The sequence below is a fragment of the Aquamicrobium aerolatum DSM 21857 genome, from assembly GCF_900113935.1.
Taxonomy (GTDB): Bacteria; Pseudomonadota; Alphaproteobacteria; order Rhizobiales; family Rhizobiaceae; genus Aerobium; species Aerobium aerolatum.
Genome location: NZ_FORF01000011.1, coordinates 1 through 26,730, shown reverse-complemented (window position 1 = coordinate 26,730; position 26,730 = coordinate 1). Strand labels below are relative to the sequence as shown.

30 protein-coding genes are annotated in these 26,730 nt (G+C 57.7%); 14 read left to right on the top strand and 16 right to left on the bottom strand.

Features of this window, described 5'->3' with window-relative positions; all coding sequences use genetic code 11:
• Positions 1–18 precede the first annotated feature (18 nt).
• Genes hisF through hisB form a run of 6 tightly spaced genes read right to left on the bottom strand, consistent with a single transcriptional unit; the run spans position 19 to position 3,583 of the window.
• Positions 19–801: an imidazole glycerol phosphate synthase subunit HisF gene (gene hisF, locus BMZ42_RS10410; RefSeq protein WP_091521952.1), complete on the bottom strand. Its 783-nt coding sequence runs from the start codon at positions 799–801 to the stop codon at positions 19–21.
• A complete protein-coding gene (hisA, locus tag BMZ42_RS10405) occupies positions 798–1,538 on the bottom strand; it encodes a 1-(5-phosphoribosyl)-5-[(5-phosphoribosylamino)methylideneamino]imidazole-4-carboxamide isomerase (protein ID WP_091521950.1) in 741 nt (246 codons plus the stop codon). The genes hisF and hisA overlap by 4 nt, the downstream gene beginning before the upstream one ends.
• A 4-nt stretch (positions 1,539–1,542) precedes the next feature.
• Positions 1,543–1,833, bottom strand: a complete 291-nt coding sequence (locus BMZ42_RS10400) for a DUF1330 domain-containing protein (RefSeq protein ID WP_091521948.1) — start codon at positions 1,831–1,833, stop codon at positions 1,543–1,545.
• A 10-nt stretch (positions 1,834–1,843) separates the two neighbouring features.
• Positions 1,844–2,494 carry an imidazole glycerol phosphate synthase subunit HisH gene (gene hisH / locus BMZ42_RS10395; RefSeq protein WP_091521946.1) on the bottom strand — a complete coding sequence of 217 codons (651 nt, stop codon included), beginning with the start codon at positions 2,492–2,494 and terminating at the stop codon, positions 1,844–1,846.
• A gap of 2 nt (positions 2,495–2,496) precedes the next feature.
• Complete coding sequence (locus BMZ42_RS10390) at positions 2,497–2,976, bottom strand: DUF2628 domain-containing protein (RefSeq protein ID WP_091521945.1); 480 nt, start codon at positions 2,974–2,976, stop codon at positions 2,497–2,499.
• Between the two features lie 7 nt (positions 2,977–2,983).
• Positions 2,984–3,583: an imidazoleglycerol-phosphate dehydratase HisB gene (hisB, locus tag BMZ42_RS10385; RefSeq protein WP_091521943.1), complete on the bottom strand. Its 600-nt coding sequence runs from the start codon at positions 3,581–3,583 to the stop codon at positions 2,984–2,986.
• 167 nt (positions 3,584–3,750) lie between these two features.
• On the opposite strand from hisB, the gene hslV reads away from it, so the two are divergent.
• From hslV to BMZ42_RS10365, 4 genes are all read left to right on the top strand, one after another.
• A complete protein-coding gene (gene hslV, locus BMZ42_RS10380; protein WP_091522188.1) occupies positions 3,751–4,299 on the top strand; it encodes an ATP-dependent protease subunit HslV in 549 nt (182 codons plus the stop codon).
• Positions 4,289–4,810 (top strand): GNAT family N-acetyltransferase, encoded by a 522-nt coding sequence (locus BMZ42_RS10375; protein WP_091521942.1) that lies wholly within the window; start codon positions 4,289–4,291, stop codon positions 4,808–4,810. The genes hslV and BMZ42_RS10375 overlap by 11 nt, the downstream gene beginning before the upstream one ends.
• Positions 4,807–6,120: an ATP-dependent protease ATPase subunit HslU gene (gene hslU / locus BMZ42_RS10370; protein WP_091521940.1), complete on the top strand. Its 1,314-nt coding sequence runs from the start codon at positions 4,807–4,809 to the stop codon at positions 6,118–6,120. The genes BMZ42_RS10375 and hslU overlap by 4 nt, the downstream gene beginning before the upstream one ends.
• Before the next feature lie 124 nt (positions 6,121–6,244).
• Complete coding sequence (locus tag BMZ42_RS10365) at positions 6,245–7,201, top strand: DUF1402 family protein (protein ID WP_420492461.1); 957 nt, start codon at positions 6,245–6,247, stop codon at positions 7,199–7,201.
• 106 nt (positions 7,202–7,307) lie between these two features.
• Here the strand turns inward: BMZ42_RS10365 and BMZ42_RS10360 are convergent, their stop codons facing one another.
• Genes BMZ42_RS10360 through BMZ42_RS10345 form a run of 4 tightly spaced genes read right to left on the bottom strand, consistent with a single transcriptional unit; the run spans position 7,308 to position 10,073 of the window.
• Entirely contained in the window at positions 7,308–7,682 is a 375-nt protein-coding gene (locus BMZ42_RS10360; protein WP_091521937.1) for a helix-turn-helix domain-containing protein, read from the bottom strand.
• Entirely contained in the window at positions 7,679–8,236 is a 558-nt protein-coding gene (locus BMZ42_RS10355; RefSeq protein ID WP_091521934.1) for a Smr/MutS family protein, read from the bottom strand. Before BMZ42_RS10355 ends, BMZ42_RS10360 begins: the two co-directional genes overlap by 4 nt.
• Positions 8,237–8,238: 2 nt before the next feature.
• Entirely contained in the window at positions 8,239–9,339 is a 1,101-nt protein-coding gene (gene mltA, locus BMZ42_RS10350) for a murein transglycosylase A (RefSeq protein WP_091521931.1), read from the bottom strand.
• Positions 9,340–9,374: 35 nt separating this feature from the next.
• A complete protein-coding gene (locus tag BMZ42_RS10345; RefSeq protein ID WP_091521926.1) occupies positions 9,375–10,073 on the bottom strand; it encodes a Tim44/TimA family putative adaptor protein in 699 nt (232 codons plus the stop codon).
• A gap of 157 nt (positions 10,074–10,230) precedes the next feature.
• On the opposite strand from BMZ42_RS10345, the gene BMZ42_RS10340 reads away from it, so the two are divergent.
• A complete protein-coding gene (locus BMZ42_RS10340; RefSeq protein ID WP_091521924.1) occupies positions 10,231–10,716 on the top strand; it encodes an FxsA family protein in 486 nt (161 codons plus the stop codon).
• A gap of 117 nt (positions 10,717–10,833) precedes the next feature.
• Positions 10,834–11,325 carry a protein-export chaperone SecB gene (gene secB, locus BMZ42_RS10335; protein ID WP_091522184.1) on the top strand — a complete coding sequence of 164 codons (492 nt, stop codon included), beginning with the start codon at positions 10,834–10,836 and terminating at the stop codon, positions 11,323–11,325.
• A gap of 74 nt (positions 11,326–11,399) precedes the next feature.
• Here the strand turns inward: secB and dnaQ are convergent, their stop codons facing one another.
• From dnaQ to BMZ42_RS10310, 5 genes are read right to left on the bottom strand one after another with little or no spacing between them, the layout of a single operon-like run.
• Complete coding sequence (gene dnaQ / locus BMZ42_RS10330; RefSeq protein WP_091521919.1) at positions 11,400–12,116, bottom strand: DNA polymerase III subunit epsilon; 717 nt, start codon at positions 12,114–12,116, stop codon at positions 11,400–11,402.
• A gap of 52 nt (positions 12,117–12,168) precedes the next feature.
• Positions 12,169–12,762, bottom strand: coding sequence for a dephospho-CoA kinase (coaE, locus tag BMZ42_RS10325; RefSeq protein ID WP_091521915.1), 594 nt, complete (start codon positions 12,760–12,762; stop codon positions 12,169–12,171).
• Complete coding sequence (locus BMZ42_RS10320) at positions 12,759–13,601, bottom strand: shikimate dehydrogenase (protein ID WP_091521910.1); 843 nt, start codon at positions 13,599–13,601, stop codon at positions 12,759–12,761. The genes coaE and BMZ42_RS10320 overlap by 4 nt, the downstream gene beginning before the upstream one ends.
• On the bottom strand, positions 13,594–14,193 hold the full coding sequence (locus BMZ42_RS10315; RefSeq protein WP_091521904.1) for a Maf-like protein: 600 nt from the start codon (positions 14,191–14,193) through the stop codon (positions 13,594–13,596). The genes BMZ42_RS10320 and BMZ42_RS10315 overlap by 8 nt, the downstream gene beginning before the upstream one ends.
• Positions 14,194–14,221: 28 nt before the next feature.
• Positions 14,222–15,043, bottom strand: coding sequence for a pyruvate, water dikinase regulatory protein (locus BMZ42_RS10310; RefSeq protein WP_091521898.1), 822 nt, complete (start codon positions 15,041–15,043; stop codon positions 14,222–14,224).
• Between the two features lie 400 nt (positions 15,044–15,443).
• Here BMZ42_RS10310 and hemE point away from each other — a divergent pair, with 400 nt between their 5' ends.
• The 8 genes from hemE (at position 15,444) to BMZ42_RS10270 (ending at position 24,220) form a co-directional block, all read left to right on the top strand.
• A complete protein-coding gene (gene hemE, locus BMZ42_RS10305) occupies positions 15,444–16,472 on the top strand; it encodes a uroporphyrinogen decarboxylase (protein WP_091521893.1) in 1,029 nt (342 codons plus the stop codon).
• On the top strand, positions 16,469–16,996 hold the full coding sequence (gene hemJ / locus BMZ42_RS10300; protein WP_091521889.1) for a protoporphyrinogen oxidase HemJ: 528 nt from the start codon (positions 16,469–16,471) through the stop codon (positions 16,994–16,996). The genes hemE and hemJ overlap by 4 nt, the downstream gene beginning before the upstream one ends.
• Positions 16,997–17,153: 157 nt before the next feature.
• Positions 17,154–18,419: a transcription termination factor Rho gene (gene rho, locus BMZ42_RS10295; RefSeq protein ID WP_091521887.1), complete on the top strand. Its 1,266-nt coding sequence runs from the start codon at positions 17,154–17,156 to the stop codon at positions 18,417–18,419.
• A 73-nt stretch (positions 18,420–18,492) separates the two neighbouring features.
• Entirely contained in the window at positions 18,493–19,821 is a 1,329-nt protein-coding gene (gene mnmE / locus BMZ42_RS10290; protein ID WP_091521885.1) for a tRNA uridine-5-carboxymethylaminomethyl(34) synthesis GTPase MnmE, read from the top strand.
• A 143-nt stretch (positions 19,822–19,964) separates the two neighbouring features.
• Positions 19,965–21,833 carry a tRNA uridine-5-carboxymethylaminomethyl(34) synthesis enzyme MnmG gene (gene mnmG / locus BMZ42_RS10285; protein ID WP_091521882.1) on the top strand — a complete coding sequence of 623 codons (1,869 nt, stop codon included), beginning with the start codon at positions 19,965–19,967 and terminating at the stop codon, positions 21,831–21,833.
• On the top strand, positions 21,830–22,465 hold the full coding sequence (gene rsmG, locus BMZ42_RS10280; RefSeq protein WP_091521880.1) for a 16S rRNA (guanine(527)-N(7))-methyltransferase RsmG: 636 nt from the start codon (positions 21,830–21,832) through the stop codon (positions 22,463–22,465). Before mnmG ends, rsmG begins: the two co-directional genes overlap by 4 nt.
• 35 nt (positions 22,466–22,500) lie before the next feature.
• Positions 22,501–23,301, top strand: a complete 801-nt coding sequence (locus tag BMZ42_RS10275; protein ID WP_091521878.1) for a ParA family protein — start codon at positions 22,501–22,503, stop codon at positions 23,299–23,301.
• A gap of 34 nt (positions 23,302–23,335) precedes the next feature.
• Entirely contained in the window at positions 23,336–24,220 is an 885-nt protein-coding gene (locus BMZ42_RS10270) for a ParB/RepB/Spo0J family partition protein (protein ID WP_091521875.1), read from the top strand.
• 201 nt (positions 24,221–24,421) lie between these two features.
• Here the strand turns inward: BMZ42_RS10270 and holA are convergent, their stop codons facing one another.
• Positions 24,422–25,462, bottom strand: a complete 1,041-nt coding sequence (gene holA, locus BMZ42_RS10265) for a DNA polymerase III subunit delta (protein WP_091521873.1) — start codon at positions 25,460–25,462, stop codon at positions 24,422–24,424.
• Positions 25,463–26,730 lie beyond the last annotated feature (1,268 nt).

Here is a 26,730-nt window from a genome sequence, read left to right as displayed (position 1 = left end):
GCCGCCTCCTCCCGTTGGTCACGCAACGTCAAACCGCACCGGCAGGCCTGCTTTTGCCATGTGTTCCTTGGCCTGCGCAATGGTGTAAGTACCGAAATGGAAGATAGAGGCGGCAAGCACAGCCGTGGCATGGCCGTCGCGGATGCCTTCGACAAGGTGATCGAGCGTTCCAACCCCGCCCGAAGCGATTACCGGCGCACTCACCGCATCAGCGATCGCACGCGTCAGCGCGATATCGTAGCCGGCTTTTGTGCCGTCACGGTCCATCGAGGTCAGCAGAATTTCGCCAGCGCCGCGTTCGACCATTGCAATTGCATACTCCACCGCATCAATTCCGGTCGCATTGCGTCCACCATGGGTGAAGATTTCCCAGCGATCGCTTTCACCTTCCTGCGACACCTTCTTGGCATCGATGCCAATCACGATGCATTGGTTCCCGAACTTGTCGGCAGCTTGCGACACCAGGTCGGGGTTGTTCACCGCTGCGGTGTTGATCGAAACCTTGTCCGCGCCGGCAAGCAGCAGCTTTCGAATATCGGCTACCTGGCGCACGCCACCACCCACCGTAAGCGGTACGAAGCACTGCTCGGCCGTGCGCGCGACGATGTCGTAGATCGTCTCGCGGTTGTCCGAAGAGGCGGTGATGTCGAGGAAGCACAATTCATCGGCGCCCGCCGCATCATAGGCGCGCGCAGCCTCCACCGGATCGCCTGCATCAACCAGGTCAACGAAGTTGACACCCTTGACGACGCGGCCGTCCCTCACATCCAGACAAGGGATGACACGAGCTTTCAAGGTCATGCGCTTGCCTTTGCCTTGGTAAGAATTGCCAGAGCTTCGGATGGATCGATCCGCCCGTCATAAAGCGCACGACCAGAAATGGCGCCTTCCAGCTTCCGTGCGTCGGGCATTGTCATGCGGACGATGTCCGCCAGCGAGGCAAGCCCGCCAGATGCGATCACCGGAATGGAGACTTCATCCGCCATCTCGATCGTCGCGTCCCAGTTGATGCCGGTGAGGACGCCATCACGGTCGATATCAGTGTAGATAATGGCTGCGACGCCTGCGCCTTCAAATTTCTTGGCCAATTCAAGCGCGCCCAGCGAGGAGGCCTCGGCCCAGCCTTCAACCGCAACCTTGCCACCGCGCGCGTCGATGCCAACTGCAATCTTGCCGGGAAACGCCTTGCAGGCTTCCTTTACCAGATCGGGATCGCGAACCGCCACCGTCCCGAGGATGACGCGCGCCAAACCCTTGTCCAGCCACGCCTCGATATGCGCCAGCGTACGGATCCCACCGCCGAGCTGAACGGGGTTCTTCGTCGACTTCAAAATAGCCTCGACGGCATCGCCATTGCGGCTTTCCCCGGCAAAGGCTCCGTCCAGATCGACGACATGAAGCCACTCGAAGCCCTGATCCTCGAAAGCGCGCGCCTGCGCTCCCGGGTCCGGATTGTAAACGGTTGCAGTGTCCATCTCCCCAAGTTTGAGACGAACGCACTGACCTTCCTTCAGGTCGATGGCAGGAAACAGGATCACGAGGTCAGACGCCTTCCACAATTGCAAGATGGGCGGTTGAGTATGGTGTCCGCAACTTCAGTGCGGCCTGATACTCTGGTGAGTTGTAGCAGTCGAGTGCAATCTGGTAGCTCTCGAACTCGATGACGATCAGTCGGGAAGCATGCGGCCCTTCCGGCACTTCAGCCTGCCCGCCGCGTACGACAAAACTTCCCCCGTACTTGGCAAAGGCCGCCGCATTGGCAGCAACATACTGCTTGTAGCCTTCTGCGTCGGTGACATTCACCATCGCCATCCAGTAGCCCTTTTTCGACATGAGCTGCTCCTTAAGGCTTCCAGCGCAGGAAATTGGCGATCAGAGCAAGCCCCAGCGTCTGGCTCTTTTCGGGATGAAACTGGGTTCCGGCCTTGTTGGCGTGAGCGACTGCTGCCGTGACCGCACCGCCGTAATCGCAAGTCGCCAACACGTCGTCAGCGTGCGCTGCTTCAAGATGATATGAATGAACGAAATAAGCGTGCAGGCCACCTTCGCCAGTCCTGATCCCGGCAAAGAGCGGGTGCTCCTGTTTCACGTGAATCGTGTTCCAGCCGATCTGGGGTATCTTCAGGGTCGGGTCGGACGGCGTCATTTGCCGTACATCACCCTTGATCCAGCCAAACCCTTCGGTGACGGTCTTTTCAAGCCCGCGCGACGACATCAGCTGCATGCCGACGCATATGCCGAGGAATGGGACCGCCCTGCGCTCCACAGCATCAATGATCGCCTCGACCATGCCGTCGACCGCGTGCAGTCCCGCGCTGCAATCGGCGTAAGCGCCCACACCAGGCAGAACCACGCGATCCGCAGTGCGTATGCGCTCAGGGTCATTGGTCAGGTCTATGTCTGCTGCAATTCCTGCTTCGCGCGAAGAGCGCTCGAACGCCTTGGTGGCGGAGCGCAAATTTCCAGAACCGTAGTCGATGATGGCTACGCGCATCGTCATCCTTTCGTCGGATAGGCCAACATACCCAGAGCCGGACCGGAGATCGTTTCGTCACGACGCGTGAGAGTGGCGCCGCGATCATGAATAGTGCCGGTGTCGCGCCTCAGATCGCCAGTCGCCTCTGCCCGCAGCAAATAGCGAATTTCAGCGTCGTCTCTGTTTTCGGCTTCAACGACGCCCCAATCACGCCAGCCGCGGCGACGCAGTGCAGCAAGCCGAAGCGAGGAGGCTTCGAGCCCGATAAACAGATTAAGCGCGAGTGCGGCGATCGAGCCGGCCGGCCCGGCCAGGACATATGAGCCTGCGGCAGCAACTGACAAAGTGACAGCAAGGACCGCCAATGCCTCGATCCAAAGACGATGAACCAGCAGCCAGAGCAGCGGGACGATGAAAGCAAGGAAGTAGAACCCGTCGCGGACGACCACCGCATCATCGGAGCCGCGTACAGGCGGCTCCATCACCACATAACTAGCCATTACGGCCTCATCCGTTCAGGGTGCCCTTGGTGGACGGAATAGCGCCTGCCTGGCGCGGGTCATGCTCGACAGCCATGCGCAGCGCGCGTGCGACGGCCTTGAAGCAGGTTTCGGCGATATGGTGGTTGTTGATGCCATGATAGGTCATCACATGCAGCGTGATACCGGCATTCTGCGCAAAGGCCTGGAAAAATTCGCGCACCAGCTCTGTGTCGAAACTGCCAATCTTCGGTGCCGAAAACTCGACATTCCACACCAGAAACGGACGACCCGAAACATCGATCGCTGCCTTGGTGAGGGTTTCGTCCATGGCCAGGTCGATGGAGGCATAGCGACAGATCCCGCGACGCTCACCCAACGCCTTGCCAAGCGCCTGACCGATGGCGATCCCGGTGTCTTCGACCGTGTGGTGATCGTCAATATGGAGATCGCCCTTGGTGTTGATCGTCATGTCGATCAGCGAATGCCGCGACAATTGATCAAGCATATGGTCGAAGAACCCGACACCGGTCGAAATCGTGGAAATGCCCTTGCCGTCGAGATCGACGGACACGGAGATTTCAGTTTCGTTTGTCTTGCGCGAGACACTCGCGGTACGGCTGGTCATGGATGCGACCCCTGCATTTGCCAAAGCGTGAGCCTCTTATCAGCATGATCGGCAGAATGCCAGCACATCGCGATTTGCAATTGCGCATCCTGCGCATACATAAACCCTGACGCAGCCGGCGACGCCGTTCAAACATGCGGGTCGGCCAGGGCAATATCGGAGTAGACATGTCGAACGAACTGACAATGCACGCCACCACCATCGTGACGGTGCGCAAGGGCAACAAGGTCGTGATCGCGGGCGACGGACAGGTCAGCCTTGGCCAGACGATCATGAAGGGCAACGCGCGAAAGGTTCGCCGCCTCGGCAAAGGCAATGTGATCTCCGGCTTTGCCGGCGCGACCGCCGACGCGTTCACGCTGCTGGAGCGGCTGGAGGCAAAGCTGGAACAATATCCAGATCAGCTTACCCGCGCTTGCGTCGAACTTGCCAAGGACTGGCGCACCGACCGCTATCTGCGCCGTCTCGAAGCGATGATGCTCGTGGCCGACAAGGACGTGACGCTGGCGCTGACCGGCACCGGAGACGTTCTAGAGCCGGAACATGGCGTGATGGCCATTGGCTCAGGCGGAAACTATGCGCTGGCAGCAGCGCGCGCTTTGATGGACACCGACAAGGACGCTGAGGAGATTGCGCGCAAGGCGATGCAGATCGCGGCGGAAATCTGTGTCTACACCAACAGCAATTTCGTGGTCGAAACACTCGATGTCGCGTGACCCCGCACCGCTCTACGACTTCCGCGCGCTGACGCAGGCTGACCTGCCGCTGCTGGCACGATGGCTTGCCGAGCCCCATATGGCTGAGTGGTGGGGTGATCCGAAGACCGAACTGGAACAGATCCGCGAACATATCGACAGCGTTTCCGTCGAACCATTGATCGTGGAACTGGACGGGCGTCCCATCGCGTACCTGCAAAGCTACGATCCGCATATGGAGGATGATCATCCCTTTCAGGATCAGCCCATGGGCACGCTTGGCATCGATCTATCGATCGGCATTGCGGATCTGCTTGGAAAGGGCCATGGCTCGGCAATCTTGCAGCAGTTGGCCGAGGACCTCTTTGACGAAGGCGCGCCGCGCCTGATTGTCGATCCCGACCCTGACAATGCCCGCGCGATCCGTGCCTATGAGAAGGCCGGTTTCGCGGCTTTCGACACAAGAACTACCATCTATGGCCGCGCGCTGATGATGAAGCGCGATGCAGCCGAAGGAACCGACCCAGAATGAGTACATTTTCCCCACGCGAAATCGTCTCCGAACTCGACCGCTACATCATCGGCCAGAATGACGCCAAGCGCGCCGTGGCGATTGCCCTGCGCAATCGCTGGCGCCGCCAGCAGCTCGATGGCCAGATGCGCGAAGAAGTGATGCCGAAGAACATCCTGATGATCGGACCGACCGGCGTCGGCAAGACCGAGATTTCGCGCCGTCTTGCCAAGCTGGCAGGCGCACCCTTCATCAAGGTGGAAGCGACCAAGTTCACAGAAGTCGGCTATGTCGGCCGTGACGTCGAACAGATTATCCGCGATCTGGTGGAGGCTGCCATAGGCCTGACACGCGAACAGATGCGCGAGGACGTGAAGGCGCGTGCGCACATCAATGCGGAAGAGCGGGTGCTGGAGGCGCTGGTGGGCAAGACCGCCAGTCCGGCAACGCGCGACAGTTTCCGCAAGAAATTGCGCGATGGTGAAATGGACGACAAGGAAATCGAGATCGAGGTTGCAGACTCCGGGTCCGGCGGGATGCCCAGCTTCGAGATCCCCGGCATGCCGGGCGCGAATATCGGCGTGATGAACATCAACGACATGCTGTCGAAAGCGATGGGCGGCCAGCGCACCAAGATGCGCAAGACCACGGTCAAGGATTCCTACGCACTGCTCATCAACGACGAGTCCGACAAGTTGCTCGATCAGGAAGAGGTCGTGCGCCGGGCGCTATCTTCGGCAGAAAATGACGGCATCGTCTTTCTTGATGAGATCGACAAGGTTGCCGCCCGCTCTGACGTCTCCTCGAGTGGGCCATCGCGCGAAGGCGTGCAGCGCGACCTGCTGCCGCTTGTCGAGGGCACGACCGTCGCCACGAAATACGGCCCCGTGAAGACCGACCACATCCTGTTTATCGCTTCAGGCGCGTTTCACGTTGCCAAGCCGTCGGACCTTCTGCCTGAACTTCAGGGCCGCTTGCCGATCCGCGTCGAGCTGCGGGCGCTGGAGAAGGAAGACTTCCGCCGCATCCTGACAGAAACGGAAGCCAGCCTGATCAAGCAGTACATTGCCTTGCTCGGCACCGAGGGCGTGACGTTGTCCTTCACCGACGACGCCATCGACAAGCTTGCCGGCATCGCCGTTGATCTGAACGCGACAGTGGAAAATATCGGCGCGCGCCGGTTGCAGACCGTGATGGAGCGTGTGCTCGACGACATTTCCTTCCAGGCTCCGGACCGTTCGGGCACCGAGATGGTCATCGACGGCGATTACGTCGATGCGCATGTCGGCGACCTCGCAAAGAACACCGATCTCTCGCGTTTCATCCTGTAACGCGCGCGATCACTGCTACTGCCGGAGTGCCTTGACATATGATTGATTGTCAGGGCACTCGACTTGACAATCTTGAGTATCTATTTTGGGCCACCTTTGAAGTGGACTTGTGCAAGGCGGCCTCATTTTGCTGATCAGAACCTTTGTGTGCCTGAGCCTTCTTCTGGCAGCATTCCCGGCAACAGCCGCGACACTGGTCCCACCAGGCAACCGGTCCGCGACGCAACCGCCGGTGCCGGCAGCTTCGGCCAGTCGTACCCGTGCGGCACAGTCAACCTATGACGCGAAATATCGCAAGGTCTATGAGCTGTTGAAAAACGACGCGCAGTTGCGCGCGAAGATCAAGGCGGCCGCCGCCCTCTACAGCATCGACCCGCTGCATATCGTCGGAGCTATCGTTGGCGAACATACCTACAATGTGGATGCCTATGATCGGCTGCAGACTTATTACGTCAAGGCTGTCGCCTACCTGCAGACCAATTTCAGCTTTTCGCATAATGGCGAAGCGATCGACGATTTTGTTCAGCGACCGCAATTTTCCAAATGCAAAGCGATTACCGAAAGCTACAGTCTGTGGTCTTGTCGGGAAGCAGTGTGGGAGCGAGATTTCCGCGGCAAGAAGGTTGATGGTGCATCCTTTCCAGACAACCGTTTCAGCGCGGTCTTCTTCCAGCCATTCTATGCCGGCCAGACGTTCGGTATAGGGCAGCTGAATCCGCTAACAGCATTGCAGATGAGCGATCTGGTGGCCCGGACATCGGGTCTGCCCAAGCTCGATCATCGCAATGCAAAAGAGGTCTACCGGACGATCATGGACCCGGACCTCACGCTGGCTTATGTGGCGGCGACACTGAAGAAGTCCATCGATGCTTACCGGACCATTGCAGACTTCGACATCTCGAAGAATCCAGGCGTAACGGCAACTCTCTACAATATCGGGAACCCCGATCAGCGCGCTCGTGCGCTGAAGGCAGAGAACCAAAAGCTACGCGCAGCAGGCCTCTCGCCGCGCCTTCCGGCGGAAAATTATTATGGCTGGCTGGTGAACACCAAGCTCAGCGAACTCAAGGAATTGTTCTGACCGCTATTACAGCGCGTCGCGATCTTTCAGATTCGATCCTCGCGCTTTAAATCCTGGTTTGTACGCATGTCTCCCGAAACCGGTTCCCACTTTCCGTAGACATGCTTTAGCGCCGGTCGCCATTGCGGATCATGCCCTGCAACGTCTGTAACAGGACTTCCAGATCCTCTTGCTCAAGACGAGCGATCCCCATTGCCAGCCGGTTGGCAAGCAGCGTCGCATTGGCGGACAATCCTGCGGTGTCGATGACAACGCGAGGGTGAGACGATTCCGCAAGACGCTGCAAGTGATCCGCCTCATCCCAGATAATGTTGAAATAGCCGACGATTTTCTGGAGCAGAACCCAGCTCGGTGCGCCGCGCTTGCCGTGCTCCAGCGCTGAGAGATAGGCCGCACTGACTCCCAGCGCCTGTGCCATCTCCTTTTGCGTCACCCCCCTCGCCTCTCGCAGTTCCCGTACCCGCTCCCCGAACGGTGTCACGCGCCGCCTCCACTCTTTCGCAGCCGGATATAGATTGCGCCATCACCGCCATGGTGACGCGCGGCCATTTCGTGACCACCCACGAGAGCACGAAACATAGGGGTCGCAAGCCACGCCGGAACCGCGCGGCGAAGAACGCCCTCGCTTCCCAACGACGAGCCTTTCCCAGTCACCACCAGCACATGACGGCGACCATCCGCATAGGCACGATGCAGGAAAGACAAAAGCAGCGCATGGGCTTCGGTTTGCGTGAGACCGTGAAGGTCGACCTTGCCCTCAATCGGAAGCCTGCCCTTGGCAATTTTCGTGCGTGTCGGCTTGTCGATCCCGTGCTGAAGGTGTGGCCTAGCTGGACGGTCCGGCGCGACAGGTTCTGCTTGCGCGTCTGCGGCGCGCTTTTTCTTTTCTGGTGGATCAAGCAGGAGCGCGAAATCCTCTTTCTCGATCGCCGCCTCCTCAAAAGACTTGCCCGGCAACGGCTTGACTGATCGCGCAACCTTACCCCAGAGGATGCGGTCCTCATGGGACAGTTTTTCCGCCTTTGCGCGTGCCATCGTCACGCTCCCTTCACGAGCGAGCGTGGCACCAACGCGTAAAAGTCGGCTGGATGACGGACGACACCCGCAATCTCCCCAGCCGCATCACCGGAACCTGCAAACAGATCCCCGCGTGCCGGTCCAACAATCGCCGATCCGGTATCCTGCGCAATCATCAGCCGCGCGAAGGGCACGCCGCCAAAAGCTGTGAGCGTTGGCGCATTGATGAAGAATGGTGTGCCGAAAGTGTGCAGCAATCGATCGACAGCCAGAGAGCGTCCTGCGGTCAACGGCACTTTTGCAGCCGCCACCGGTCCCAGCGCCGTATCGGTGACATCTGCTTTGCGAAAGAAGATGTAGGAGCGGTTTTGCTGCAAGATCTCGTCAACGCGGTCCGGATTATCCCGAAACCATGCGCGAATTGCCTGCATCGACACTTTTTCAGGAGGAATTTCGCCAAGTTCGATGAGGATGCGTCCCGGTCCGGTGAAACGCTGTCCGGATTTTGCAGCATAGGTCAGCCGCGTGACAGACCCGTCGGGCATCACAAGCCGGGTTGCGCCCTGAACGTGAATGAAGAATGCATCGACCTTGTCGGCCACCCAGGCCAAAGGCTCTGCGATGCCCTCCAACGCGCCCTGCTCGATGGCACGGCGATCATGGTACTCAACCAATCCGTCGTCGCTCTGGCGGGCAAAAGCAAGATAGGGATCAAATCCCTCCGGACGGTTGCAGTCGTCGACTTTGACCAGATCCGCAGGTCGCGCCAGCAACGGCACCGTGAATTTCGCGGTTTTTACCGGTGATGCTTCCACCTGGGGCTCATAGAACCCGGTCACGAAACCTTGCTCTCCCTCGCGAGGATAAATCAGACAAGGGGCGAAGTGGCGTTCGAAAAAGTCGCGCGCGGTTGCATCATCAGGATTTTCGAGGATCCCTGCTTCGCGAAAGGCGCTTTCGAACGCGCCCGCCTCCACGCCCAGAGCGCCGGATTTATAGGGGGTTTCAAGCGCGCGTATCGCCGAGCGCCGAAAGGCAGAAAAAGCCTCGCCCAGCCGGTCGTCAGACCAGCAGGGCAGGCTTTGATAGTCGATGACCCGCAAATGTTGAGAAAGCGGCATGGCGCGGCTCCCTCACACCGGCCTGATCTTTTCGATCAGTCGTCAGCTTCTGTTGCGACAAGTTTCCAGTTTGGATCACGGGAACGCGAGTCGCGCGCAAATGTCCAGACATCCTTCACCTCTGCAACCGTCTCGGGGTCGCCGTCGATCACTTCGCCCGACTTGTTGAGAGTGGCAGAAATAAGTTCGCTGACGATGCGCAGCGTGACATGCGCTTCCGTTCCCTTGATTTCCGCACTGGAAATCTCAGCCTTGTTGATTCCAATGAACGATGACTGGATCTTTTCCGCACGGCTCTCCCGCTCGGAAATTGCAGCGACGAAACCATCATAGACCTCGCGCGACAAGAGGTTTTTCAAGGTCTTACGATCGCCATCGGCATAGGCCATGACGATCATCTCGTAGGCCATCTTCGCGCCGTCGACGAATGTCTTGGGATCAAATGAGGGATCCAGATCGCGTATCGCCCGCATGCCGGTATTCAATTGAGTACCGGGTGCAGCGAATGCGTCTATCGAGGCGTAAGTGGATTCGCTTTCGTTTGCGCCCTTCTTGCGTGGCAAGGCAACAACATTTTCGTTGGTTGCGGCCTCGCCAGACTTACGCGCAGAAGCATAAGGGTCGAACGGCGGACGCTCATTGCCCGTGCGGCGCCCCAGCACATTGCGCAGCTGGAAAAAGATCACGATCGCTGCGACCAGAAAAAAGATCGTGCCAAAATCGAAGAATTCCATCGCGTCCGCCAAAAATCCAGTTTCCAATGAAACATCGCGCTTCAATCGGCTTGTCTAGTGCATATAGAACGCATGACGCGATCATTCAAATCAAAGCAGCATATTCCTATCTAAGCAGCGCATCGTATCGTACCGAACGTGAAAACAGGAAGCCAACGTGCCCCTACCGCTCGCACCGCTCATCTTCATCGTCCTGCCACTGCTCGAAATTGCAGGTTTCGTAATCGTCGGCAGCAAGATCGGCGTACTGGCAACAATCGGATTGGTCATCGCCAGCAGCGTGCTTGGTGCAATACTGCTGCGGATACAAGGCTTCGGCATTCTGACACGCTTGAGGCAGACGATGGATCGGGGTGGAGAACCCGGCCGAGAACTGGTGCACGGTTTCATGGTGATGCTCGCCGGGCTGTTGCTGTTCCTGCCGGGTTTCCTGACTGACGTGGTAGGTCTGATCCTGTTCCTGCCGCCTGTTCGCGATGCCGCATGGCGCTTCCTCAAACGACGCCTCCATGTGGTGGACATCAGCGGCTTTGGGCGTGGAACGCGCTCCAGCAGAGTCATTGACCTGGATGAAGATGATTTCACCCGCGACAATGATGAAACCCAGCGCCGTCCTTCGATAGACCACGACACGCGTTTCTGATTCGCAACGCCACCTGTCCCAGTGGCGTTTTGCTTGTCACATCCACGTGGTCATGATAGCCAACGTCCCGATTTCATGCCCGGCCGTCAGACGGCTGACAAAGAAGGATTCCAGCTGATGGCTCAAAACGAAGAAGCTGCAAAAGTGGGCAACGGCACACCACCGTCACTCAACGTTCTGGTTCAATACGTCAAGGATCTGTCCTTCGAAAGCCCAAGCGCACCTGCCTCGCTGCGCGCGCGCGAGAAGGCCCCGGCGATCGCCATCAACGTTAACGTCAATGCGAACCCGCTGTCCGAAACAGAATACGACGTCACGTTGACACTCAATGCAAAGGCGAGTGCCGACAGCGAAGTTCTGTTCAACGTCGAACTGGTCTACGGAGGTGTGTTCCGCATCAGCGGTTTCCCGCAGGAGCACATGCTGCCGATCTTGTTTATCGAGTGCCCACGCCTGCTGTTCCCGTTCGCGCGTCAGATCATCGCCGACAACACCCGCAATGGCGGCTTCCCACCGCTGATGATCGACCCGATCGACTTTGCCCAGATGTTCCAGCAGCGCATGGCTGAAGAACAGGCCAAGGCCAAGGTTTCTGCGCCGACAAACTGATAGGATCCAACGATCCTGAGACGAAAAAGCCCGGCTCGACCGGGCTTTTTTCATGACAGAATTTGCTGCTGGAATTATTCGGCGTCCTGATAGGTCGGATCGGCGGTCTTCCAGAGTGCTGCCGCACCAAGCGTGGCGACCATCGCCCGATGGGCTGTAAGTTCGGCACTGGTGAGGCGTGGAGCGAGCGGCACTTCGCGGGCACGAGCGGGCGTGATGTCGATCTGTTCGCCGGTGGCGTTGACGGTCTCGTCCTGCACCTCAAGGACAAGCGCGGCCTGTTTGCCGCCGATCAGCTCGATATAGACTTCGGCCAGCAATTCGGAGTCGAGCAACGCGCCATGCTTGGTGCGATGACCATTGTCGATGCCATAGCGTCGGCACAATGCGTCGAGAGAATTCGGCCCCATCGGATGCTTGCGCCGGGCGAGAGCCAGCGTATCGATGACCACCGCAGGGTCGATCGGGTCACGCCCGATACGGGCAAATTCGGCATTCAGGAAACCGATATCGAAATTCGCATTGTGCGCAACCAGCATCGCGCCATCGAGAAAGTCGATCAGCTCGTCGGCGATGGCAGAGAAAATCGGCTTGTCGGCAAGGTCTGCGTCGCTGATTCCGTGCACCGCCAGCGCTTCCGGATGCACCGACTTGCCCTGCGCATTGATGTAGTGATGAAAAGTTCGTCCAGTCGGAAACCGGTTCACCAATTCGATGCCGCCAAACTCGATAATCCGGTCGTCACGGTTATCAAGCCCTGTGGTTTCGGTATCGAAAATGATTTCACGCATCGCTCGCTCCTTGCCGGCGCAAAATGCCGGCGATGCCTGCACCTGACCGGCCTTAGACCAGCCGATCCATGGTCAGTTGGGTGATGATCGCCTGCACATCCCGACGGGCGGTGTCCAGTCCACTCCCCGTATCGATGATGAAGTCAGCACGAGCTCGTTTTTCTGCATCGGGAACCTGGCGCGCCAGAATTGCTTCCAGCTTTTCGCTTGTCATGCCGGGTCGCGCCAGCACACGCGCACGCTGTACCGCTTCTGGTGCAGACACCACAGCGATCTTGTCGACACGCCCCTCACCCTGCGTTTCAAACAGCAGCGGAATGTCCATCACCGCAAACGCCGCACCAGCTGTCCTGCTGGCTTGCAAGAACGCATCGGCATCGGCGCGAACCAGGGGATGGATGATCCTTTCAAGATCGCGCAGCGCTTCCGGCTGCCCCAGAACCTGCTTGCTCAACTTTTCACGATCGACAACGCCATTATCCACCGTGCCGGGAAACCGCGCCTCGATCAGCGGTGCAGCCGCACCAGCATAAAGACGATGAACCGCCTCGTCGGAATCATGAACCGGCACGCCGGCATCGCGAAACATCTGCGCCGTTGTCGACTTTCCCATGCCAATCGATCCGGTAAGGCCGAGAATGATCATGCATGAGCTCCCAGATCTGCGACAATGATGTCGCGCAACTCATCGGTGACGGGAGGCAAATTCCCGAACCAGCGCCCAAATCCAGGCGCCGCCTGGTGCAGCAGCATGCCCAGCCCGTCGACCGTTCTCAATCCCCGGGCTGCAGCCGCTGACAGCAATGGCGTTTGCAGTGGTGTGTACACGATATCTGTGACCAGCGCGTCTGCTGACAAAAGGCTGACATTGAGCGGTGAAGCGCCCTGCCCGCCCATCCCGACGGATGTTGTATTGACCACCAATTCAACATCCGTGACCAGACCGTCCATTTCATCCCAGGCATGCGCAGAAACGCTGTCGCCAAAACGATCTGCCAGTTCTTGCGCCCGTGCCAAGGTACGGTTGACGATGCGGATGTCGCGCACGCCCTTTTCAATCAGCGCAAACAAAATCGCGCGCGCAGCTCCGCCTGCCCCAAGCACCAATGCCGAGGATGCTGAACTCCAGCCAGGTTGATACTGATCCAGGTTTGCCGCAAATCCATGCGCGTCGGTATTGTCGCCATGCAGAATCCCATCGGCGAACCACAAAGTATTGACGGCACCGATCAGATCGGCGGCGTCGGTACGACGGGTTACCAGATCACGGACCACTTCCTTATGGGGGATCGTGACGTTTCCGCCGACAAAACCGTTCAACGCCATATCGTTGAGGAACACCGGCAAATCGGCAGGTGCGACATCGATCCGCTCATAGCTGCCATTGAGCCCAAGCCTGGACAGCCAGTGGCCGTGAATGAGCGGCGAGCGCGAATGAGCAATCGGATGACCGATCACAAAAGCCTTGCGGACAATTTCACCCATCAATCGCTCCCACTTCGCGCAATTTTTGCAGCAGCGACAGCAAGGGCAGACCGACAATGGTGAAATGGTCGCCGTCAATTGTCTCGAACAATTGAATTCCCTCGCCTTCAATCTGATAGGCCCCGACGCTCGACAATGCCCTGTCGCCAACCCGCGAAAGATGTCGCCCGATGAACCCAGGCTCCAGCTTACGCATCGTCAGAAGTGCTACGCCGACGTGACGCCAGACGATCTCGCCATCCCGTGCAAGCACGACCGCACTGTTGAGTTGATGTGTTTTGCCTGAAAGGAGAAGTAGCCGTCGACGCGCTTCCTCCATATCCGCCGGCTTGTGCAGCACCTCGTCACCCAATGACAGCGTCTGATCGCTGCCGATGACCCAAGCACCCGGCATTCGCTGCGAAACATCGATGGCTTTCGCTTCGGCCAGTATGGCAGCCAAGTCTTGTGGGGTCAGCCCCGCGCCCTCGACGGCCTTTTCCACTGCGCGCTCATCAATCTCAGGGCGTACAACCTCGAACGACACGCCCGCATCTGCCAGCAATTGACGGCGAAACGGGCTTCCAGAGCCCAGAACGACAAGATCTGACATGCGCGTGTTCCCTTCATTCCCCTGGCGGTTAACGTTTTCGCGACCGCAACGCAACGATGGCGGCCGCGGTTTCCTCGATGGAACGTCGGCTGACATCGATGGTTGGCCAACCGTGGCGCGAACAAATCTGCCGTGCATAGGCAAGTTCTTGCGCGATCACCGTACGATCGACATAGACCTGTGAATCATAGCCTACCGATGTGCCCAGCAATCGGTTCTGACGTACCTGTGAAACGCGTTCAGCCGTGGCGATCAGACCGACCACCAAGGGCTTTTTCGAGTGCACCACCATGTCCGGGATCGGCACTCCCAGAACAATCGGGATGTTGGCGGTCTTGATGCCGCGATTGGCCAGATAGATACTCGTCGGCGTCTTCGAGGTGCGTGAAATACCGATCAGAATAATATCGGCTTCCTCGATGTCGGCCGGCAGCTGGCCGTCATCATGCTCCATGGTGAAATTCAGCGCATCAATGCGCCGGAAATATTCAGCATCGAGAACGTGCTGCGCGCCGACACGCCGCCCTGCAGGTGCGCCGTGATAGGATTGAAACACCGACAGCACCGGCTCGAGCACCGACACGCACGGCAAACCCATGGTGGCGCATCTTGCGTCGATGATCCCCGCCAGCGCCTGGTCGACAACCGTGTAGAGAACGATGCCTGGCGCGTCATCAATTTCCGCCAGCACTTTTTCCAACTGCTTCTCTGTCCGGATCAGCGGGTAAATGTGCTCGATGGCCCGCGCGTCCTTATATTGCGCCGATGCCGCACGACCAGCAGCCAGCAGCGTTTCGCCGGTGGCGTCTGAAATCAGGTGCAAATGAAAGAAGCTTCGAGGTTTGTTCACAGAGACGACCAGGGGCTGTTAGCAAATGTGGAAAACGGGGGCATCTTTTCAATGCCGGCGGCAACGACTGTATAAGATCGTTCTTTATCCACAATTCGCGCCGCTGCGGATATTGAATCCGATCTGTGCGTCAAAATGGGGATAACTGATTGCTGTCCCCACCATGGCCTTCGCCGCGAAATTCGATGACCATCTAACAATCTGTTTTATAATGGTTTTACGAGTTTTCCCCACAATTCACACGACCCTGTACAATTCCGGTGCGTCGCTTTGCGCATTGTGTTGGACCGACATGCAGGGGATGACAACACAATTGCCGTTACCAACAGAGTCATAGAATCAAAAGATTCCAAATCTAGGATTCTTTATTGGTGTTTTACGTGCCGACAGGAGTAGCCCCATGACGAAAAAGATTGTTCTGGATGTCCTGAAGGGAGAAGCGGTTTTCCCTCCCCCCATCTGGATGATGCGTCAGGCTGGCCGCTACCTTCCCGAATACCAAGCATCCCGCAAAACCGCCGGTGGCTTCCTCGATCTTTGCTACAATCCAGACTTTGCGGTGGAGGTCACTCTCCAGCCGATCCGTCGTTTTGGGTTTGACGCATCGATCCTGTTTTCAGACATTCTCGTCGTACCCCACGCGCTCGGTCGTGATCTGCGCTTTGAAGAAGGGCGTGGACCGCTGATGACTCCCATTCGCAGGGACGAAGTTTCAGCCCTCGACACAAGCCGTTTTCACGAACATCTCAGCCCGGTCTACGAGACAGTTCGTCGTCTGCGTCGCGAATTGCCGGCAGAAACGACACTGCTCGGCTTCTGCGGTGCTCCCTGGACAGTGGTGACCTACATGATCGCGGGCCATGGCACGCCAGATCAGGCGCCTGCCCGCCTTTTCGGGTACAGCAACCCGGAGGCAATGGATGAACTCCTGGAAACGCTGGCAGATTGTTCGGCGGACTATCTCATTCGACAGATTGAGGCAGGCGCTGACGCTGTCCAGATTTTTGATTCCTGGTCGGGCGTTCTGGATGAAGCCAGTTTTGAGCGCTATTGCATCACGCCGGTAGCTCGCATCGTGAAGAATATCCGCGCGAAATATCCTGATGCGCCGATCATCGGTTTCCCGAAAGGCGCGGGCCAATTGTACGATACCTATCGCCAGAAAACTGGCGTGACCGCGCTCGGGCTCGACTGGACCGTTCCGTGGAGCCAGGCCCGCAGTCTGCAGGCCGAAGGCGCGGTTCAAGGTAATCTGGACCCGATGCGGCTGGTTGCGGGCGGCAAAGCGCTTGATGAAGGCGTAAACGCGATCCTCAAGGAGCTGGGGGCAGGGCCGCTGATTTTCAATCTTGGCCATGGCATTACCCCTCAGACCCCGATTGCGCATGTTGAACGTATGATCGAACTGGTTCGGAGCGCCAGCCGATGAGTGGAACCTCAGTTGCAGAGAACCCTGCCGGGCGCGCTGTTGGGGCGTTGGTTATTGTTGCCGCTTTGGCAGCGCTACTGTTCTGGCTCGACCCGGAAGGCCTTTATCCCTGGATCAAGGCGCTGCATGTCATCGCGGTGATCTCATGGATGGCGGGAATGCTCTATCTGCCGCGCCTGTTCGTCTATCACGCCGAAGCCGAGATCGGCTCCGACAAGGCCGAGACGTTCAAGGTGATGGAGCGTCGCCTGCTGCGGGCGATCATCAATCCGGCGATGATGGCGACCTGGATTCTCGGTCTTTGGCTTGCCTGGCGCGGCTTCCAGTTTTCAGGCGGATGGCTGCATGCCAAACTCGGGTTGGTCGTCGCATTGTCTGGCGTACACGGCTATCTTTCGGCGTCCGTGCGCCGGTTTGCACAAGACCAGAATGTGAAGGCATCGCGTCACTGGCGTATCGTCAACGAGATCCCAACGGTGCTGATGATCCTCATTGTCATCCTTGTCGTGGTAAAACCCTTCTGATCGGTGTTTTCATTTCCATATTGCGCTTTGGAGCGATGGCGAGTAAGAGTCTGGTCCTCTTCCCCAGTATGGTGTCGTGTTTTCAGTTCTCTGAGGCGTCTTCCGCCGCACAAACCGCCGCCATCCCTCCTTCCTACCGCCGATCCAGAGCCGCAATATGCAGGAAATGAAACTACAGGAGCTCAAGAGCAAGGGTCCGACCGAGCTGATCGCATTTGCCGAATCGCTCGAAGTCGAGAACGCGAGTGTTCTGCGCAAGCAGGAACTGATGTTCGCGATCCTCAAGAAGCTCGCCGCTCAGGATGTCGAGATCATCGGCGAAGGCGTTGTCGAAGTATTGCAGGATGGCTTTGGCTTTCTTCGCTCGGCAAATGCGAACTACTTGCCGGGTCCGGATGACATCTACATTTCGCCCTCGCAGATCCGTCGTTTCTCGCTGAAGACCGGCGATACGGTCGAGGGTCCAATTCGCGGTCCCAAGGATGGCGAACGCTATTTTGCACTCCTCAAGGTCAACACGATCAATTTCGAAGACCCTGAGAAAATCCGCCACAAGATCCACTTCGACAATCTGACGCCACTCTACCCGAATGAGCGTCTGCGCATGGAAACGGACAACCCGACCGGTAAGGACCTTTCCGCGCGCGTCATTGATCTGGTGGCGCCATTGGGCAAGGGGCAGCGCGGTTTGATCGTCGCACCGCCGCGTACCGGTAAGACCGTTCTTCTTCAGAACATTGCGCATTCCATTTCGACCAATCACCCCGAAGCCTATCTGATCGTTCTTCTGATTGATGAGCGTCCGGAAGAAGTGACGGACATGCAGCGTTCGGTGAAAGGCGAGGTTGTTTCCTCGACCTTTGACGAACCGGCCGTTCGTCACGTGCAGGTTGCCGAAATGGTGATCGAAAAGGCCAAGCGCCTGGTCGAACATGGTCGCGACGTGGTCATCCTGCTCGATTCGATCACCCGTCTTGGTCGAGCCTATAACACTGTTGTGCCGTCCTCCGGTAAGGTCCTCACCGGTGGTGTCGACGCCAACGCATTGCAGCGCCCGAAGCGCTTCTTCGGCGCAGCGCGCAACATCGAAGAGGGCGGTTCGCTGACGATCATCGCGACCGCGCTGATCGATACCGGCAGCCGTATGGACGAAGTCATCTTCGAAGAGTTCAAGGGCACCGGTAACTCCGAAATCGTGCTCGATCGCAAGGTCGCCGACAAACGCATCTTCCCGTCCATGGACATTCTTAAGTCGGGTACGCGTAAGGAAGACCTGCTTGTTCAGCGTCAGGACCTGCAGAAGATCTTCGTATTGCGTCGTATCCTGGCACCGATGGGCACGACCGATGCAATCGAGTTCCTCATCGACAAGCTGAAGCAGACAAAGACGAATTCGGATTTCTTCGATTCGATGAACACATGAGTGCAGGTGGCACAAGCCACCGCACACTAATGATTCGATTCCGAAACGATTCTACCCTGGTGCTGCGGCAGCCTTGAAAGGCTTAGCTGTGTTCCAAGATACGATCTTTGCGCTCTCGTCTGGCGCACTTCCGTCCGGCGTTGCGATCATCCGCCTATCAGGGCCCCAAGTACAATCAGGGCTGCAAACACTGGTTGGCAATTTGCCGCCGCCGCGGCAGGCAGTCCTGCGGGAGATCCGGGCCGATGATCGTGGGCTGCTCGATCGGGGATTGGTTCTGTTTTTCCTGGGACCCAATAGTTTCACCGGTGAAGATTGCGCTGAACTTCAGATTCATGGGGGCAGGGCGGTTGTCTCCGCGATCCTCCATTATCTGGCGAACCTTGAAGGTTTTCGTCCCGCAGAAGCGGGCGATTTTACCCGCCGGGCCTTTCTCAATGGCAAGATGGATCTGAGCGGCGCTGAAGCTTTGGCTGATCTTATCGCCGCCGAGACCGAGACACAGCGCAAACTGGCCATCCAGAATACGTCTGGGCGACAGCGTCAGCTATACGGTTCCTGGCGGACGACGCTCCTGAGGGCGCGGGCCTTCATTGAAGCCGAACTCGATTTTGCTGATGAGGATGACGTTCCGGGTTCTGTATCCCAACGGGTCTGGGAAAACATGCGCGCGCTTGCCGCTACACTTCGCTCCCACATTGCGGGATATGCGGCTGCCGAGATCATTCGCGAAGGTTTTCGAGTTGTTCTGATCGGAGCACCGAATGCCGGAAAATCCAGCCTTCTCAACGCCTTGGCGCGACGAGAAGTTGCCATTGTCACAGATATCCCTGGCACCACGCGCGACCTTGTCGAGGTGAGCCTCGATGTCCGCGGACTCAAGGTCATTGTCACGGATACAGCTGGTATTCGCGAAACGGACGATGTCGTTGAAAAACTCGGCGTGGAGAGGGCGCACGGCGCGGCGCGAGCCGCAGATCTGGTTATTCATCTCATGCCGGCTGACGCCGCAGACATTGATCGGGTTAACCCGCTCAACGAGGACAACAACCGCATCGTGGTGACAAGCAAGTGCGACGTTGGCCGTGTTGCACGCGGTACGCTTGCCGTATCTGCAGTTACGGGTGAAGGTCTTGAGGAACTTCTGGACGTAATCTCGAGCCGGGCGGCCGCTTCTCTCGCGCTCGCCGAGTCCACCATTCCGACACGTTTGCGCCACAAGAGCCACCTATCGGATTGCTTGAGCTGCATCGATGTTGCGGTTTCGCGGGACGATCTACCGCTTGAATTGCGTGCGGAAGAATTACGTCAGGCGGCGGACCACCTTGGTCGCATCACCGGCACTACTGATGTCGAAGATCTATTGGGTGTGATATTCAGCGAGTTCTGCATCGGAAAATGACTCACGTGAAACATGCTGCTAAGAAGACAGCAGTGACTCACGTGAAACATCGCCGTTGAACCCCAACACGCAGTTTCACGTGAAACAATAAGATTCACACTTGACGACTTTCTCCGGCCCACTGGCGAAGAATGCAAGGTACCATGAATTCAAGATATGATGTCATCGTGATCGGGGGCGGGCACGCAGGCTGCGAGGCGGCCTCGGCTTCCGCACGCGCAGGCGCAGATACGGCACTCGTCACGATGAAGAAGGAAACCATCGGCGTGATGTCCTGCAACCCAGCGATTGGTGGGTTGGGCAAGGGTCATCTCGTGCGCGAAATTGATGCGCTGGATGGCCTGATGGGACGGATGGCTGATCAGGCCGGAATTCAGTTTCGGATGCTCAACCGTCGGAAGGGTCCGGCGGTGAGGGGCCCCAGAACCCAGGCAGACCGTAGACTTTACCGCGAGGCGGTTCAGCAGGCGATTTTCAATCACGCCAACCTTGCTGTCGTTGAGGGCGAAGTCTTCGACCTATCGATCTATGACGGACGAATAGCGGGCGTCGTTCTTGCGGATGGCAGGACGTTATCCTGTGATGCTGTCGTGCTCACGACCGGAACCTTTTTGCGTGGACTGATCCATATCGGTCAGGAGCAGTTTCCCGCTGGACGCATGCACGAAGCGGCATCCGTCGGGCTGTCTGCAACCATGGAACGACTGGGATTTCAACTTGGCCGGCTGAAGACCGGCACTCCAAGCCGCTTGGATGGACGAACGATCGATTGGGCGGGAATTGATAGCCAGGATGCAGACGACCATCCGGTGCCATTCTCACTTTTGACGGATTCGATCACCAATCCGCAGATCAAATGTGGGGTGACGCGAACAACAGCGCAGACGCATGAGATCGTGCGTGCGAACCTGGCCCGTTCCGCCATGTATTCCGGAAATATCGAAGGGATCGGTCCACGCTATTGTCCGTCGATTGAGGACAAGATCGTCAAGTTTGGCGATCGTGATGGTCATCAGATTTTTCTCGAGCCGGAAGGGCTCGATGATCACACCGTCTACCCGAACGGTATTTCGACCTCGCTTCCGCGTGACGCACAGGCAGCGTTGGTCGCTTCTATTCCTGGACTCGAAAAAGCAGTTATTCTCCAACCAGCCTATGCGATTGAATACGACTTCATCGATCCGCGTGAACTGACGAGTACGTTACAGACGCACAAAGTATCGGGGTTGTTTCTCGCTGGTCAGATCAACGGGACAACTGGCTATGAGGAGGCCGCAGCTCAGGGGCTGGTCGCAGGCCTGAATGCGGCACGGCAGGTGGCAGGAGAGACGGAAGTCACATTCGGAAGAGGGGATGCTTATCTCGGCGTGCTGATCGATGATCTGACCAGTCGTGGTGTGACCGAGCCCTACCGCATGTTTACGTCCCGCGCCGAGTTCCGCTTGTCTTTACGTGCTGACAACGCTGATGAGCGACTGACGCCCTTGGCCATACAACTAGGTATTGCTTCACCTGAAAGGACGAAGCGTTACAACCAACAGCAATCTCAACTTAACGAGGCGCGGGCGCTGACCGAGCGTCTGTCGCTGACACCGAATGAGGCTCAGAAGTTTGGTTTGAATCTCAACAAGGATGGCCAGCGGCGGAGCGCGTTTGATTTGCTGTCGTATCCCGATATCACATTTGACCGGCTTACTCAGGTGTGGCCGCAGATGCTGGAAATTCCCGAAAGCGTGCGCGAACGCGTCGAAACCGATGCCCGTTATGCCGTTTATATGGACAGGCAGAAGGCCGACGTGGCCCTGCTACGGCGAGAGGAGGCGCGGGAAATTCCGGAGACGCTCGACTTTTCGAGTCTCGCGGGTCTATCCAATGAACTCAAGACTAAGTTGGCCGAGCGTCGCCCGCGTTCACTTGCGGAAGTGCAGCGGGTTGATGGAATGACGCCTGCAGCATTGGCAATTGTGATTGCAGCGATGCATCAGTCGGATCAGAAGCGTGGTGCGGCGTGAAGGACAAATATCTGGAACTTCAGGAAATCGCGGGGCCGGTTTCACGTGAAACGTTTGATTGCTTGGTGGGGTTTGAAAGCGAGTTCAGAAAATGGTCAACTCGAATCAATCTCGCCGCGCCGTCCACCTTGGACACACTCTGGAGCCGACATATTCTCGACAGTGCCCAGATCGCACGATTGGAATCCAACGCTCTGAAATGGCTTGACCTTGGTTCAGGCGGTGGTTTTCCAGGGGCTGTCCTGGCGATCCTGATGCGTGATCGGCCCGGTACACATATCGACCTGGTGGAGAGCAACAACAAGAAGGCTGCTTTTCTCCGTTCCGTACTGGGAAGTTACAGGGCGCCCGCTCGCGTCCATGTCTCGCGTATCGAAGATGCAGCAACCTTGGTGCAACAGCCAGAGATCGTGACCGCGCGCGCATTGGCGCCACTTCCCAAACTGCTGGGCCTTGCAGAGCCGTGGTTGACGCGTGGTGCGAAAGCTCAGTTCCACAAAGGCCGGGAATACGCCGCGGAAGTGGCGGAAAGCGTTAACCAATGGCGGTTTGATCTGATAGAACATCAAAGTAGGATTGATCGCGCGAGTCGCGTCCTTGAAATATCAGGACTCACCCGTAACGAATCCTGAGCAGATGTGGCCAACAGCTGTGCGGTAGACCGATCATGAAATCTTCTCGACCACGTATCATCACCATCGCCAACCAGAAGGGTGGGGTTGGCAAGACGACGACGGCAATCAATCTGGCGACGGCGCTCGCCGCAATCGGCGAACGTGTGCTCATCGTTGATCTTGATCCGCAGGGTAACGCCAGCACCGGTGTGGGCATCAACCGCCAGGACCGGCATGTCTCGTCTTATGACCTGCTGACCGGTGAAGCAGATGTTGCAGAGTCGGCAATGCCAACTGCGGTCCCTGGAATGTCGATCATTCCATCCACGCTTGATCTTCTCGGTATCGAGATGGAGATCGCCAACGCCCCAGACCGGGTGCTGCGCTTGCGTAATGCGCTGCGACGCTCGTTCGATCAAGATGGAGCGTTCACCTATGTTCTGATCGATTGCCCACCATCACTCAATCTCTTGACCCTGAATTCCATGGCCGCTGCCGATTCTGTGCTTGTGCCCCTGCAGTGTGAGTTCTTCGCGCTTGAAGGCTTGAGCCAACTGCTTGAAACGGTGGAGCAGATCCGCAACTCGATCAACCCGGACCTCACCATCCAGGGCATCGTCCTGACAATGTTCGATGGCCGTAACAATCTGGCCAATCAGGTGGTGGAGGATGTGCGCGCACATATGGGCGAGAAGGTTTATGAGACGGTGATCCCGCGAAATGTGCGGGTGTCGGAAGCGCCGTCTTACGGTAAACCGGCAATTCTTTACGACCTGAAATGCACTGGTAGCCAGGCCTATTTGCAACTGGCGTCGGAAGTCATTCGACGCGAGCGCCGTTTGCGTGCTGCCTGAGTTTCATCCGTCAACCTGAAAATGCGGAAGTGACATGAGCGACGATCTTTCCAGAAAACGCCTTGGACGTGGACTTGCAGCGCTGATTGGCGAAATGGACAAGCCGGCCCAGCCCAATGCTGCAACGCCGCGCATCGGCGCAGACAACAAGGTGCCGATTGAGTTTGTCGGACCCAATCCCCGCAACCCGCGCCGTCATTTCGGCGAAACCGAACTTGCGGACCTGGCTCAGTCGATTCGGGAACACGGTGTGGTTCAGCCGGTTGTCGTCCGCACTGTCGACAATGGCCGCTATGAGATCATTGCCGGTGAACGCCGGTGGCGTGCATCGCAGCTCGCCGGCTTGACTGAGGTTCCGGTCATTATCCGCGAGGTTGATGACCGTGTCGCGCTAGAGATCGCAATTATTGAGAACGTTCAGCGCGCAGACCTCAATGCCGTCGAGGAGGCGTTGGGATATCAGCAGTTGATAGATGAACACAATTATACTCAGGCTGATCTCGGACAGGTTATCGGCAAAAGCCGGAGCCATGTCGCCAATACGCTTCGACTGCTTAAGCTGCCGTCTGAAATACGTGACATGCTGGTCGACGGGTCGCTGTCAGCTGGACATGCGCGCACTTTGGTGACGGCGGAAGATCCCGCCGGTCTGGCGCATCGGATTGTCGAGGAGGGCCTGTCGGTTCGTCAGGCGGAAGCGTTGGCTCAGCAACCGCTTCAGATTCAGCAAACCCGCAGCGGCGTTTCGTCCTCCGCTCCCGCGCCGAAGGATGCCGACACTGTTGCGCTTGAAAAGATGTTGTCGGACGTGACTGGACTGCGGGTCACCATTACGCATGGTCAACGCGGTGGGGAATTGAAAATCGGATATAAGACGCTCGACCAGCTCGATGAGATGTGCCGCCGCCTTCAGCAGTAGAATTTTCCGCTTTTCTAGCATTGAGGAAAGGCTCTATCGGCGTCGCACCCGAAGGTGGGGACCGGTTTCGGGACAGTGACCTGCGTAGATGCAAAAACTTGGAGCGCGTGAAGTAGATCTGAAAGATCGCGACACGCTTCATTCCTTTGTTTTAATGCTATTTCGAGCGCGAAAATTGTTTCGCGCTTTTTCTGGAATCCGCTAACGTCGGGCACGCGCTGCTTCCACGAGAAGCGCGATCAGTGCCTGTCGAGCGGTGGCAACTGCCAGATCAGGCCGCTGTCGTGTCAGTAGAACTGCAGCCTGAAGTCGCTCCAGTGCACGCAAAAGGGTGACGCTGGTCGACCGCTGTACAGCGGTCTCGATTAGCTTGCGTCTGGTGAAAAAGACGGGTGGGCGGGCGCTCGCGACAGCAGCCGTAGCAGATTTCCCATTTGCATCCATATCCCCGCGCAGAGCCAGCAATTGATTGAACTGCCGCATGGCCGCCGACAGCACCACGAAGGGGTGTGAGCCAGACGACACGATGCGGGAGAATGTTGTATCGAACGCCTCACTGTTACCGGCAAGCACTGCATCTACCGCAGCATCGACAGAGAGGCCCGAGACGTCACCGATTGTCACGGTGACGTCGTCGAGCGTGATCTGTGGTTGCCCGTGACAATAAAGCGCCAGCTTTTCAAGCTCGCTGCGCGTGGCAAGACGGTCTCCGCCCAGATTAGCCTTCAGCGCCTGCCGCGCTTCAACCGCCATGGTCATGCGCTCCCGTGCCAGAATCTCGTCGATGACACCATCGATCGATCGGCTTTCGTCGGCATAGCAGGGTAGGGCCATTGCGCTGAACGCCCCTTCAACGACGTTGCGCAACGGGGCAGATTTTTTCAGGTCGCCGGCCTCGATGAGAACAATCGAATCGCGTAGCGGATTGGTGGCGAGTTCCTTCACATCGTCGGCGAGATTCTTGTGTGTACCCGCGCCTTTGATCCAGATCAGCCGCTGGCTCGAGAACATCGGCACGGTACCGGCTTCATCGATCAAGCGTCCGGGGGCGGCATCGAGTTCGGAGGCTTCCAGACGAACCGATGAGAACGGATCCTCGGCGTCCAGCCCCGCCTGTTTTACATAGGTCTGGGTGCGTTCGGCAACCAGACCGCGATCCGGGCCGTAGATCAGGATGATGCGGGTTTCGGGGTCAGGTCGCCGCAACCAGCCGTCGACTTCATGCGCTTTCTTTTGTGCCATGCCGCTTGGCTACCACAGACGGAGGGCGAAGGCAGCGCCCAAATCAAACTGCTGCATAAAATGGAACCGGTCCGAGTTCGCCTGCGTTGTTCACATTCAGATTGGTTTGAGAATGGAGAATATCATGGCCGACCCCCGCAGTCCGGACCCACGTTATCCCGTCGATCCGAGCCCTTCGCATCCTGATGCCCCATTTACAGAGCCGCACATCCCTTATAGCGATCCGGCTGCCGATCCTCTTATTGCAACGCCCGCCGCCATTCCGCCACGCTCAGGTGCAGGTGCTTGGATTGCAGCCGGCGTTGTCGCGGCCTTGGTCGTCATAGCCGTACTCGCATTTTCATCTGGTCCGGGAACAGACTCAGCGACAACCGCGGTCATTCCAGACCAGACTGACGAGGCGGTCCCGACGCCAAATGCGTCGCCCGCAATTCCGGGTTCTGGCGCAGCATCCGAACCTGCTTCTCCCGCCGCATTGCCACCGGCAGCAAACTAGCCGTCTGGTTTGACCCTATGAAGCGATTATCCAGGCAGGCTAAATGAGCTTGCCTGGATGTCCTTAAACTATCCCGGTGCCTGATAGAGCAGCAGGATGGCTTTTGCCGCTGCCCGTTGGCCTCAGAAACGTATTGAGCTACGGGCCCCAATTGGGATCCGCTGCCGCCTCCCGCCGGCATCCTCAACGCGTGGCGCTTCTCTATATGGAGTTGGTCTTGGACCGTTTTCGAGGCACCTCTTAAAGCTGCGCGATGTGCTCCCTATATAGAGTGGGTCGCGACCGGCGACTTTTCCCTGCTGTGGGCTTTGGTCTGGTGGCTGGGGAGTTTTCCAGCGCGTAAGGTGGCGGACGCCGTTGCGTCACCGTGTAAGGCTCGGAAAGTTGCGGATTTTTTGAAAATAGCGCTTGACGGTTTGAGTTGGTGTCGCCTATATACGCCTCACCAACGACGGCGGCGACGCTGCTGGCGAGCGGGACGGTTTGTCCCTGACTTGCTGAGTTGGGCGAGATTTCAGAGTGACGCGCAAGTGAAGCTCGATGGGTTTGAGGCCGGAAGGCTGAGGCTCGTGACACGGTTCAGTGTCTGTTCTTTGACAATTGCATATAGAAGAAAGAGAAACGTGGGCGGCAGAGGCTCGCGGAACTCGGAAAGCTTTCGGGCTTGAAGGGTTCCTTACAGAGACTTTGGCGGACACGTTTTCTTGAGAGAATATAGTCTACCAGGGCGTTGATTGTCGCAAGATGATTGGTGCCTAGGTGTGAATGTTCT